This is a genomic window from Sphingomonas sp. YR710, from assembly GCF_900101455.1.
Classification (GTDB): Bacteria; Pseudomonadota; Alphaproteobacteria; order Sphingomonadales; family Sphingomonadaceae; genus Rhizorhabdus.
The window spans coordinates 13,799-25,956 of record NZ_FMZJ01000019.1 but is presented as its reverse complement, the minus strand read 5'-3'; the positions used below and the strand labels follow the sequence as shown (position 1 = coordinate 25,956).

The 12,158-nt window shown below is 60.9% G+C and carries 12 protein-coding genes and 1 pseudogene; 10 read left to right on the top strand and 3 right to left on the bottom strand.

Annotation, left to right across the window (positions count from 1 at the left end; translation table 11 throughout):
* From BLS13_RS21125 to BLS13_RS17925, 6 genes are all read left to right on the top strand, one after another.
* Positions 1–210: a DUF5818 domain-containing protein gene (locus BLS13_RS21125; RefSeq protein ID WP_093454186.1), complete on the top strand. Its 210-nt coding sequence runs from the start codon at positions 1–3 to the stop codon at positions 208–210.
* Between the two features lie 122 nt (positions 211–332).
* A complete protein-coding gene (locus tag BLS13_RS17945) occupies positions 333–1,349 on the top strand; it encodes a sulfate ABC transporter substrate-binding protein (protein ID WP_093454185.1) in 1,017 nt (338 codons plus the stop codon).
* 108 nt (positions 1,350–1,457) lie between these two features.
* Positions 1,458–2,957, top strand: a complete 1,500-nt coding sequence (locus BLS13_RS17940; protein ID WP_093454183.1) for an OprO/OprP family phosphate-selective porin — start codon at positions 1,458–1,460, stop codon at positions 2,955–2,957.
* Between the two features lie 4 nt (positions 2,958–2,961).
* Entirely contained in the window at positions 2,962–3,816 is an 855-nt protein-coding gene (cysT, locus tag BLS13_RS17935) for a sulfate ABC transporter permease subunit CysT (RefSeq protein ID WP_093454182.1), read from the top strand.
* Complete coding sequence (gene cysW / locus BLS13_RS17930; protein WP_093454180.1) at positions 3,813–4,652, top strand: sulfate ABC transporter permease subunit CysW; 840 nt, start codon at positions 3,813–3,815, stop codon at positions 4,650–4,652. Before cysT ends, cysW begins: the two co-directional genes overlap by 4 nt.
* Positions 4,653–4,656: 4 nt before the next feature.
* A complete protein-coding gene (locus BLS13_RS17925; protein ID WP_093454179.1) occupies positions 4,657–5,418 on the top strand; it encodes a sulfate/molybdate ABC transporter ATP-binding protein in 762 nt (253 codons plus the stop codon).
* Between the two features lie 48 nt (positions 5,419–5,466).
* Here the strand turns inward: BLS13_RS17925 and BLS13_RS17920 are convergent, their stop codons facing one another.
* Positions 5,467–6,348 carry a branched-chain amino acid aminotransferase gene (locus BLS13_RS17920; protein WP_093454177.1) on the bottom strand — a complete coding sequence of 294 codons (882 nt, stop codon included), beginning with the start codon at positions 6,346–6,348 and terminating at the stop codon, positions 5,467–5,469.
* A 62-nt stretch (positions 6,349–6,410) separates the two neighbouring features.
* Here BLS13_RS17920 and BLS13_RS17915 point away from each other — a divergent pair, with 62 nt between their 5' ends.
* Positions 6,411–6,920, top strand: a complete 510-nt coding sequence (locus BLS13_RS17915) for a MarR family winged helix-turn-helix transcriptional regulator (RefSeq protein WP_037522909.1) — start codon at positions 6,411–6,413, stop codon at positions 6,918–6,920.
* A 16-nt stretch (positions 6,921–6,936) separates the two neighbouring features.
* Complete coding sequence (locus tag BLS13_RS17910; RefSeq protein ID WP_093454176.1) at positions 6,937–7,416, top strand: glutathione peroxidase; 480 nt, start codon at positions 6,937–6,939, stop codon at positions 7,414–7,416.
* A 120-nt stretch (positions 7,417–7,536) separates the two neighbouring features.
* Here BLS13_RS17910 and BLS13_RS17905 read toward each other — a convergent pair whose 3' ends face one another.
* Both BLS13_RS17905 and BLS13_RS17900 read right to left on the bottom strand, forming a co-directional pair.
* On the bottom strand, positions 7,537–8,652 hold the full coding sequence (locus tag BLS13_RS17905; protein ID WP_093454174.1) for an OmpA family protein: 1,116 nt from the start codon (positions 8,650–8,652) through the stop codon (positions 7,537–7,539).
* Positions 8,653–9,174: 522 nt separating this feature from the next.
* Positions 9,175–9,768: an SOUL family heme-binding protein gene (locus BLS13_RS17900; RefSeq protein WP_093454173.1), complete on the bottom strand. Its 594-nt coding sequence runs from the start codon at positions 9,766–9,768 to the stop codon at positions 9,175–9,177.
* Between the two features lie 301 nt (positions 9,769–10,069).
* On the opposite strand from BLS13_RS17900, the gene arsA reads away from it, so the two are divergent.
* Complete coding sequence (arsA, locus tag BLS13_RS17895; protein ID WP_093454241.1) at positions 10,070–11,905, top strand: arsenical pump-driving ATPase; 1,836 nt, start codon at positions 10,070–10,072, stop codon at positions 11,903–11,905.
* Between the two features lie 19 nt (positions 11,906–11,924).
* Positions 11,925–12,125, top strand: a pseudogene (locus tag BLS13_RS17890) (dodecin); the annotation flags it as partial.
* Between the last annotated feature and the right edge of the window lie 33 nt (positions 12,126–12,158).

Below are 12,158 nucleotides of genomic sequence, written 5' to 3'. Positions count from 1 at the left end.
GTGGCGCCCGAAGGCGCCCCCATTGACGAAACCGGGACGCTGCTGCGGGAGGGCGGCGGCTTCGTGCTGCGGCGTGACCAGGGTGGAACCTTCACTCTGGAGCTGCGTCGTACCCCTGTCGATCTGGTCGAAAAGCGCGTCCGCATAACGGGATGGGAAACGCGGCCCGGACATGTGGATGTCGATGGAATACGAAGCTATCGATTCTAATATACTGATCATATTATATAATCTTGTGAGATATACGTATTCTCTATCCATTAGATAGAAAATCTATCTTCTCTTTCGTTTAAGTAGAGATAAGCTGCACCCCATCAACAAGGGGACGATATATGCTCAAGAGGCGAAAAATCATTCTGGCATCGCTGATGGCGGCGTTGATCGCGGCGCCGGTCGCATATGCCGGCGCGGCACCTGCGCAGTTGCTCAATGTTTCCTACGATCCCACCCGTGAACTCTATGTCGCGGTCAATGCAGCCTTTGCCAAAAGCTGGAAGGCCCAGACCGGGCAGGATGTCACCATCCGCCAGAGCCACGGCGGATCGGGCAAGCAGGCCCGTTCGGTGATCGATGGCCTCCCGGCCGATGTCGTCACCTTGGCACTCGCTTATGATATCGACGAGATCGCGCTGCGGGCAAAATTGCTGCCGGCCAATTGGCAATCGCGCTTGCCCAACAATAGCGCGCCTTATTATTCGACGATCGTGTTCCTCGTTCGCAAGGGCAATCCCAAGCAGATCCACGATTGGGACGATCTGGCGAAGCCCGGCGTGAAGGTGATTACCCCCAACCCGAAAACAAGCGGCGGCGCCCGCTGGAACTATCTGGCGGCGTGGGGCTATGCGCAGAAGACCTATGGGTCCCCGCTCAAGGCACGCGATTTCCTGGTGAAACTGTTCCGCAACGTCCCGGTGCTCGATTCCGGTGCGCGCGGATCGACTACCACCTTCGTCCAGCGCGGCCAGGGCGACGTGCTGATCGCGTGGGAAAATGAGGCCTATCTGGCGGTCAACCAGCTCGGCAAGGGCAAGTTCGATATCGTGACGCCCTCGGTGTCGATCCTTGCGGAGCCGCCCGTGGCCGTCGTTGACGCCAATGTCGACAAGAACGGCACACGCAAGGCTGCCGAAGCCTATCTGCGCTTCCTTTACACGCCGGCCGCGCAGCAGATCATCGCCAGGAACTATTATCGTCCGCGCGATCCGGCGGTGGCGGCGCAATATAAGGGGCAATTCCCGAACGTACCGTTGTTCACCATCGCCAATTTCGGCGGATGGCAGCGCGCGCAAACGGTTCATTTCAACGATGGCGGATTGTTCGACCAGATTCTCGAAGAGGCCAAGAAATAGCGCCGCTCTGAGGGGCGAGGGCTTCCCCTTGCCCCACCAATTCCCCCCAAAATCCGGGGTGACCTAAGTCGCCTCACCCAACATAGCATCTCGAACAGGGAGATCATCATGCGCAACCACCTCCTCGCGGGGGTCGCGATCCTCGCGCTCGCGCCCGCCGCCGCCATGGCCCAAGAAGCCCCGATTCCCGACAAGGTCCAGGCCTTCCCCGACAACACAAACACCATCGACACGGTGATCCAGGACGCCCCTGCCCCGGCCGCCGCTCCCGCGCCGACCGGCGACGCCGTCCTCGACCGTCTCAACGCGCTGGAAGCCAAGATTGCGCGGCTGGAGGCCCGGAACAGGGAACTCGAAGAGCAATCGGCAGCGACACAGGACCGGGTTGAAAAGGTCGAAGTCCGCTCGGCACGGGCGGTTCAGCCGGGGCCCGCCCCCACCTTCGCCGACGTCAACGGCAACTTCACCTTCAAGCCGCGCGGCACGCTCCAGATCGACTTCGCCGCCATTCGCGGTCGCGGCCCCGCCGGCTACGACTATAATAGCGGTACCGATATTCGCCGCGGGCGGTTCGGCTTCGACGGCACCTTCTTTAGAAATTACAAATATCGGATCGAGGCCGAATTCGTGAAGGGCACGGTCAACCTGCTCGATGCCTATGTGCAATATACGGGCGTGAAGAACTGGATATTCACGGTCGGCCAGCAAAAGGCGCCTTACGGACTGGAAGCCAACAGCACCGATGCGCTCAACAGCTTCCTCGAACGCGGCATGGCCAACAGCGCCTTCGGCGCGGTCGGTGCCGAACGCCGGGTCGGCGTCACCGCTGCTTATATAACCGACAAGATCAACGCGACCTTCGGCGTGTTCGGTTCGGGCGAGGCGGTGCAGCGCAATGCGCTTACCCCCGATGAAGGCTATGGGTTCAACGGCCGCATCGTTTACGAACCGATCAACGATAGCAATCGGCTCGTCCATGTTGGCGCATCGGCGTTCAAGGCGTTCAGCATCGGCGGCAACACGCTGACGCTTGGCGACCGACCTGGCTTCCGCGAGGATGGCGGCCTGCTCGTCAGCCTCACCCTGCCCGGCACCGCGACGTTCGGTTCACCCGAAACCGGCGTAAAAAATGCGACCTATTGGGGCCTCGAAGCGGCTGGCGTTTACGGCCCGTTTTCGGTTCAGGGCGAGTATAACAGGCTCCACGTCGACCAATATGGCAGCGCGCCCTCGGGCAATTTCGATGGTTATTATGTGTTCGGCAGCTTTTTCGTCACTGGCGAATCGCGCACCTTCAAAAGCGGCGTCGTCGATCGCGTGAAGCCGTTCAGCGATTTCAATCCGGCGGCGGGAAAATGGGGCGCCGTCGAACTTCTGGCACGGTATGACGTTCTCGATTTGACCGATCACAGCCTTTCACCGCTCGATCGCAAGGGGGACACATGGACGGGAGCGATCAACTGGTATCTCAACCCCAATCTGCGCGTGTTCGTGAACTATATTCGCTTCCACGGGCAGAATTCGCCGCTGGTGCGGACGCCCGCCACCCGCTTCGGCACGACGGCCAAGGGCGACGCGCTGGCCACCCGCCTGCAAGTCGATTTCTGATCCCATGAGCAGCGCCGCCATATCCTCGGGCCGCAAACGCCCGGCAGCATCCGTGCTGCCGGGCTTTGGCCTCACCATGACGATGACACTCGCCTGGCTCGTCATCATCGTTCTCGTCCCGTTGAGCGCGGTCTTCATCCGGTCTGCCGGCGAGGGCCCTGCGCACTTCTTCGAGGTCGCCTTTTCGGCGCGGGCGCTGGCCAGCTATCGCGTCACCTTCGGTGCATCAGCGATCGCCGCCGCGTTCAACGCCATATTCGGCCTGCTGATCACCTGGGTGCTCGTCCGCTACCATTTTCCCGGCCGGCGGCTGCTTTCCGCGGTGATCGACCTGCCATTCGCCTTGCCGACCGCAGTGGCCGGGATCGCGCTGACCGCCATCTATGCCGACACCGGCTGGATCGGCGAGCCGCTATCGAAGCTGGGCATCAGCATCGCCTATCACCCCCAAGGGATCGTGGTGGCGCTGCTGTTCATCGGCCTGCCCTTTGTCGTGCGAACCGTCGAACCGGTGCTCGCCGACATGAATCGCGAGGTCGAGGAAGCCGCGATGTCGCTCGGCGCCAACCGCGCGCAGGTGTTCGCCCGGGTTGTCCTCCCCGAAATCATGCCGGCGCTCGTCACCGGAACGGCGCTCGCCTTCGCCCGCGGCGTCGGCGAATATGGATCGGTGATCTTCATCGCCGGCAATATGCCGATGATCTCCGAAATCTCGCCGCTGCTGATCATCACCCAGCTCGAACAATATGATTATGAGGGCGCGTCGGCGATCGCCGTCGTGATGCTCATCATCTCCTTTTCCATGCTGTTCCTGATCAACCGCATCCAGGAGCGCAGCCGCCGGAGGATCGGGCTGTGACCCGCGATCCGCTCCAGGCACCGCGCTGGCTTTTTGCCGGCCTGTTGCTGCTGACCGTCGGCTATATTGCCTTGGTCCTGCTGCTGCCGCTCGCCGCCGTATTCGTCGAGGCGCTGCGCAACGGCTGGCAGGCGGCATTCGATGCGATCAGGGAAGCTGACGCGCTCGCGGCCATCCGCCTCACCCTGCTCGTCGCGGTGATCGCCGTGCCGCTGAACCTTGTGTTCGGCATCGCCGGCGCATGGCTGATCGCCAAGCATGATTTCCGTGGCAAGGATTTCCTGCTCACCCTGATCGACCTGCCCTTTTCGGTCTCACCGGTGGTGTCGGGCCTGATCTATGTGCTGCTCTACGGTGCGCATGGCTGGTTCGGCCCATGGTTGCAGGCGCATCATGTCGAAATCATCTTCGCGGTGCCTGGCATCGTGCTGGCAACGATCTTCGTGACCTTCCCGTTCGTCGCGCGCGAACTGGTGCCACTGATGGTCGCGCAAGGCCGCTCCGAGGAAGAAGCTGCGCTGTCGCTGGGTGCGAATGGCTGGCAAACCTTCACCCGCGTGACCCTTCCCAACATTCGCTGGGGCCTGCTCTACGGCGTCTTGCTCACCAATGCGCGCGCGATGGGCGAATTTGGCGCGGTATCGGTCGTCTCGGGCCATATTCGCGGCGAAACGAACACGATGCCGCTGCACGTCGAAGTGCTCTATAACGAGTATAATTTCGTGGCAGCCTTCGCAGTGGCGTCGCTTCTCGCTCTGCTGGCACTGGTAACGCTCGCCCTCAAATCCTATCTTGAATGGCGTCACGCCGATGCCCTCGCTGCTTCAGGACACTGATGACATGACCATCACCATAGACAATGTCGCCCGCCGCTTCGGCAATTTCCCGGCCCTCGAGGGGGTTAGCATCGATCTGCCAGAAGGCGAATTCGTGGCTTTGCTTGGCCCGTCCGGTTCGGGGAAGACCACCTTGCTACGCATCATTGCCGGGCTCGAACATGCGGATCGGGGCGTCATCAGCTTTGCGGGCGAGGATGTGACCGATGTGCCGGTGCAGGACCGCGGCATCGGCTTCGTATTCCAGCAATATGCCTTGTTCCGGCACATGACGGTGGCCAAGAACATTGCTTTCGGCCTCGACGTGCTGCCAGCGAAGAAGCGCCCGAAAAAGACCGAGATCGCATCACGCGTCACCGAACTGCTCGAACTCGTGCAATTGCCGGGGCTGGGCGATCGCTATCCTTCGCAATTGTCGGGCGGCCAGCGCCAGCGCGTTGCCCTCGCCAGGGCACTCGCGCGCAATCCGAAGATCCTGCTGCTCGATGAACCGTTCGGTGCGCTCGACGCCAAGGTCCGCCGCGAATTGCGCGGCGCGCTTCGGGCGATCCACGACAATCTGGGCATCACATCGATCTTCGTGACGCACGATCGCGAGGAAGCGTTCGCACTCGCCGATCGGGTGGCGATCCTCAATCAGGGCAAGATCGAGCAGTTTGCTCCTCCCGCCGAGATCGAACGCGCGCCGGCCAATGCCTTTGTCCGCGATTTTATCGAACTCGACGAACGACGGGCAAAGCCTGTCCTTTCCGTCGTCGGCCGCTGACTTCACTAATTCTCCCCGAGCAAGCAAGCTCGGGGAGAATTAGTTACCTCAAAGCTTGAGCTTGCCCCGCACCAGATCGGAATAATCCTTCTGAATCTGTCGTGAGAGATCGCCGACCTGGAAATTCCAGGGGCCGGCCGATCCGACTGGCACGATCTCGGCTGCGCTGCCCGTCAGGAAGAATTCCTGGAAGCTTTCAAGCTCCTCGGGCCAGATCGCCCGCTCGACGACCTCGATGCCGCGCTTTCGAGCCAGCTTGATCACGCTCTGGCGCGTGATTCCGTTCAGGAAGCACTCCGGCGTCGGCGTGTAGAGCACGCCGTCGCGGATGAAAAAGGCGTTGGCGCCGGTCGCCTCGGCAACCTGGCCGCGATAATCGAACATCAGCGCATCTTGGTATCCGCGCGCCTCGGCATGATGCTTCGACATCGTCGCGATCATATAGAGGCCCGCCGCCTTCGCCTGTACCGGCGCGGTAAACGGCGCCGGACGGCGCCAGGGCGCTATATCGAGACGCAGGCCGCTGGCGCCCGGATCGAGATAGGCACCCCAATACCACACGGCGATCGCCATGTGCGGCTTCGTGCGCTGTGCCGACACGCCCATCTGTTCGGATCCGCGCCATGCGACCGGGCGGACATAGGCGTCTTTCAGATTGTTCGCCGCCAGCGTCTCAATGCAGGCCGCGTCGATCTCCTCGACCGACCAGGGCAAATCGAAACCCAGCATCGATGCGCTGTTGCGCAACCGCTGGCTGTGCCAGCTCAGTTCGAAAATATTGCCGTCATAGGCGCGGACGCCCTCGAACACCGACGATGCATAATGAAGCGCATGCGTGAGAATATGCACATTGGCCTCGCGCCACGGCACCAATCTGCCGTCAAGCCATATCCAGCCATCGCGATCGTCATAATTCGGTTCGTCTGCCATCGTCCTACCTGTCAGGATTAATGCGTTGCGTTTCGTTAGGCGCGATGGCAAATTACGTCAACATGGCTGTCCAAAATTCTCCCGATGCCTATCGCGGCGCCTCCCCCCTTTTCCTGCGCGAACCGGAAATACGGCGCGGGGTGGAATTGCTGTATTTCGGCTATAGCCACCTCTACCGCGGCATCGACGAAGGGCTGGCCAAACAGGGCCTGGGGCGCGCCCATCATCGCTCGCTCTATTTCATCGCCCGGCAGCCCGACATCATGGTCAGCGAATTGCTGCGCCTGCTCGGCATCACCAAGCAATCGCTGGGCCGGGTGCTCGGCGACCTGACCGAACAAGGGCTGATCGAAACGCGCCCGGGCCGCGAGGATCGGCGGCAGCGCTTGCTTCGCGTAACGCCCGCGGGCGCGGCGCTGGAGGCCGAACTGTTCGAAGCTTTGCGCGAACGGCTATCGGTCGCTTATGCCCAGGCCGGCCAGGGCGCCGTCACGGGCTTCTGGAATGTCCTTGAGGGGCTCATTCCGCCCGAGGAGCGCCAGCGGATTGCCGACCTGCAACGACAAGGCTGATGGGAGGGGACATCGCATGACGAGCATCTATGATTTCAGTGCCAAAGCGATCGACGGCAGCGAAGTCCGGCTTGATCACTATCGCGGAAAGGCGCTGCTGATCGTCAACACCGCCAGCAAATGCGGCTTCACCCCGCAATATGAGGGGCTCGAAAAACTTCACGAGGAATTGTCCGACCGCGGGCTCGCCATACTCGGCTTCCCGTGCAACCAGTTCGGTCAGCAGGAGCCCGGCAGCGCCGAAGAGATCGCCAGCTTCTGCCGGCTGACCTACGACGTAAAATTTCCGATGTTCGCCAGGATCGACGTCAACGGCGCCGATGCCCATCCGCTCTACACATGGTTGAAAAGCCAGGCGAAAGGGCTGCTGGGGAGTGAGGGTATCAAGTGGAATTTCACGAAATTCCTCGTCGATCGTGACGGCAAGGTCATCGATCGCTACGCCCCGACGACCAAGCCCGAGGCCATCCGCGCAGATATCGAAAAGCTGCTGTAAACCGCCTCAGCCGCTGCGCGCGCGGTTCGACTCAACATTCATCATTACATGGCACAAAAAAAGGGGCCGATCCGAAGATCGACCCCGATTTTGCAGTCATCGAACGTTCGACGGGGCTGATTACATGCCCTTGGCGAACGTGATTTCCACGCGGCGGTTCTGCGGTTCACGCACACCGTCTGCGGTTTCGACCAGCGGGCGGCTTTCGCCGAACGCTTCGGTCGCCATCGCCGTATCCGGCACGCCCTTGCCAGCAAGGTAAGCCTTCACCGCATCGGCACGACGCTGCGAAAGGCCAACGTTGTAGCTGTCGCTACCCGACTTATCGGCGTGACCAGCAAGCTGGATCTTCGCCTGGCCGGTCGTGGCATAGGCATTCGCCGCGTTGTCGAGGATCGAAGCAGCCTCGGCGGTGATCGCCGACTTGTCCCAATCGAAGAACACGATGAACGGACCCGGAGCTTCAACCACTGGCGGCGGCGGAGGCGGCGGCGGAGGCGGAGGAGGCGGGGGCGGAGGAGGCGGCGGAGGCGGAGGCGGCGGCGGAGCCGCCGGTTCGCCGAAGTTGTACACCAGGCTGGCCAACAGGCTATGCGAACGCCAGCTCGTCTTGTAGCCGGTGCCGAGGCGATCGACGAGCTTGATGTTGTCGACACGGAAGTAACGATACTTCGCTCCGACATCGATATGGCTGGTAACCGGATAACGCACGCCCGCGATCGCCTGATACGCAAAGCGTGAGGACGAATCATCAAGGAATGGCGCACCAGAGACGTTATAGCTGGCCAACTTAACGCGAGCGATACCAGCACCACCGCCGATATAACCGGAGAAGCCCTCATCCGAGCCAAAATCCAGCAAGCCGTTGACCATGAAGCTCAGGGCAGAGTTCTTGCCCGAAGCATCATTATAGGTTCCCGGAGGTGCGCCAGCGCCGCCGATATTGGCAGGCGTGCGTGCAGCTGTCGTCGAATAGCTGGTGATACGGTCACGCTTGTAACCGACTTCACCTTCCATGCGGAACATACCGAAATCATAACCGACGATACCGTCGACATCATATCCGGTCTTGGCATTGGCCGTGGCGACGTTCGAGACGCCGGCAATGTCAAAATTCAGATCTTCCAGGATCATCCCGCCGCCTTCGACACCGGCGTACCAGGCTTTATCCTTAGCTAAGGCTGGCCCGGCCATCGCGGTCGAAGCGAGCACTGCCATCAAGGCAAGCTTGCGCATATCATTCCCCTTTCAAATTCGTCCCCGAAAGGAACTACTTCCACCTAACCCATTAACCCAAACACGTGCAAGCACGCATCTGTTCCTGTTCGGGGTAAATGGAGTGCCGATCGTTACTCGGCAGCACATGGAACCCCTCACAGACACGGCGTAAACGTGCGTTCTCGGAAAGGGTTTCTTCACATTTGAAAAAATTTCGGTCGTACCGCGAATATTCGGCTTTCCCTGTTGCATTCCACTGCTTCGTGGCATTTATGCAACAGTGGCGTCAGACTTCACCCCCTAGAATTTGCCGATAATTTTCAACGCCTACGATCCATTGGCATCCTCATCTCACGCCAGTGACGTTCCGGATGCGGACATCGCTGCGGCCCGGCGAGCGCACTACACCCCTGCGGCAAAAATGATGAGGCAAGGGAGTCGAGGCGTTTTTGCGAAAATACACACATTGTTACTTATACGTTTCAAAATGGCGATAATAACCAAACCGGAATGAGCTCCACCGCCCACAATTGTCCGTTCTCAAGCCAACGGTATCAGTATTTCATTCTGCCGCATTGGCCCGGGCCGCAAAGGTGAGTTATAGTAGGCGTGCTCAGCGGGCCCCACTACATTTCGGTCCCGACTTGAAATCCACCTCCGCAGCTCTGCTTCCCTGGCGGCAAACAGGCGGTCGTCCGGTTTTCCTGAAAACTTTACGGCAGCGACACGTCGCGACGGCAGGGTGATGGAACTGACACCATGGGGAAGGTCGGGCAGGCGGTCGCCAGTCATATCTTCCGGCAACAGGAAACGCACGATCCAGCCACCCTCTTTGGATGCCAGTGCCAGAACAGGTGCCGTCATCGGGATTTCGTCGCCGCCGCGCGTTTCACCGAACATATAGTCGGCCAGCAAGCCAAAACCGTTGCCGAGTGCCCGATCCCGCGATCCATGCTGTACCGTTTCGATCGCGAGCAGTTCCGGATATTGACGAATCTCGAATGCCCCCTCGCTCAGCAGCGCCTCATAGACAGCGGTCCGCGCCGATCGATCCTTGAGATAGACGTAGGCAGCCCCCGCAACGGTCGCAGCAGCGACACCTGCCAATATCTTGCCCCAGGCAATCTTCGCCATCTACACACTCCACGCAGTCCGCCCCCAATATGGATGCGCGTCTCCAAATTCAAACCGCGATTGTGACGCGACACCGGCGAGATGAAAGGCGAGCAGCCACGACTGCCAACGTCCGACAGGAGACATAGGGCTGCTGGCTAGCCGGCAGTCACTGCTTCCAATGGATCCCGGCAGGAAGAACCATCGCCCTGCCCCGAGCCCGATGCTGATATCAGGACGAATACGTAAATCTCGGCTTATCGCGGACTACTAGAGCCAAGTGGCGGCGAATGCCGATCCAGGCAAAATGACAGGCGAAACGATGAGCAGCGAGACCCTGCGCGAATGGCCCCGGTTCCTGAATATGCCGACTCGCTTTCTCTTCTTCACAGGCAAGGGGGGCGTCGGCAAAACCTCGGTCGCCTGCGCTGCAGCCTTGTCGCTCGCCGATCGCGGCCAAACCGTGCTGCTGGTCAGTACCGATCCGGCATCGAATCTCGACTCGATATTGAACGTACCGCTCGGCAATTTTCCGGTGGCCGTTCCCGGCACGCGATGCCTTGACGTTCTCAACATCGATCCGACCGTCGCCGCGGAAGCATATCGAGCGCGCGTACTCGCGCAGATGGAGCCCGGCACAAGCGATCGGGAAAAGGAAGCCGTTCGGGAGCAATTATCCGGCGCATGCACGACCGAGATCGCCGCGTTCGATGAATTTGCCGGCCGCCTCACCGACGATGATGGTCGCTACGATCATATCGTCTTCGACACGGCGCCGACGGGACACACCTTGCGATTGCTAAGCCTGCCGAAGGCATGGAGCGGATTTCTGGCAAGCAACGATCAGGGCGCGTCCTGTCTCGGGCCGCATTCCGGGCTCAAAATGCAGGAGGAACACTTCCGGGCCGCCATGACGGTGCTGTGCGATCCCGCTACCACGACCGTCATCCTCGTGACCCGCGCCGAATGCGCCGCGATCGCCGAGGCCGCGCGAACCTCGACCGAATTGCTATCGCTCGGCGTGGCCAACCAGCGCGTCGTCGTCAACGGCCTGTTCCGCGCCAGCGATCCTTCGGACACAATCGCGGCCTCGCTGGAGGATCAGGGAAGGCGGGCATTGGCCGATATGCCACCCGCACTCGGTGCGCTGCCGCGCGATGATATTCCGCTGCACCCCTTCGACATGATGGGCGTCGATGCCCTGCGGCAACTTTTGCAACCCCGCCCGCGATCGGCGGCGGGCGCGGATTCCGCCGATCCGATGCCCCAGCCCAACGATTTGCCAGGCCTCGACCGGCTGATCGATCAACTGGCAGGGGACGGCAAAGGACTGATCATGGTCATGGGGAAAGGCGGCGTCGGTAAGACCACGATCGCCGCGGCCATTGCCCTCGGCCTGGTTCAACGCGGCCATCACGTCCATCTCAGCACGACCGATCCGGCTGCACACCTTACGATGACGATCACCGGCGAAATACCCGGTCTCAGGGTCGACCGGATCGACCCTAAGCTCGAAACCGAGCGCTACATCACCAAGATCATGGCGCAGAGAAGCAACACGCTCGATGCGCAAGGCCGCGCACTGCTTCGCGAAGATCTGGCATCGCCATGTACCGAGGAAGTCGCCGTCTTCCACGCCTTCTCACACATCGTAGCCGAAGCCCGGAGCAAATTCGTCGTGCTCGATACCGCCCCCACCGGCCATAGCCTGCTGCTCATGGACGCGACGGGCGCCTATCATCGCCAGATGATGCGGCAATCAGCGTTGCAGGAACTCCCCGGCCATATCACGACACCGCTGATGCGGCTGCAGGATCCCGATTATACGCATATCCTGCTGGTAAGCCTGGCCGAAACCACGCCGGTAACGCAGGCCAGCCTGCTTCAGGATGACCTGCGGCGCGCGAAGATCGAACCCTATGCCTGGATCATCAACAAGAGCCTGTTAGCCGCGGGCGTACGCGACACGCTGCTACGGCAGCGGTGTCTCGGCGAGCAGCAGCAGATCAATCGCGTGCGCGGATCGCTGGCCCGCCGGCTGTTCTTCGTGCCGTGGCAGGCCAAGCCGCCCGTCGGCATACCCGCCCTCGAACAGCTTGCCCATGATTTTAGCGGTGACCCGAATGCGTGTTTGGACGTTCACCCCATATCGGCCTGATATCCACAAGGAGGACGCAATGAGCGATCATCTGTACAAAGTCATCGAACTGGTCGGCAGTTCGCCCGATGGCATCGAAGCGGCGATCCAGTCGGCGATCGGCGGCGCATCGAAATCGCTCTACAACCTTCGCTGGTTCGAAGTGCTGGAAACGCGCGGCCACATCGAAGACGGCCGGGTTGCGCACTATCAGGTGCGATTGAAAGTCGGATTCCGGATCGGCGCCGCCGACGGCTCCGGTGGCGACTTTGTC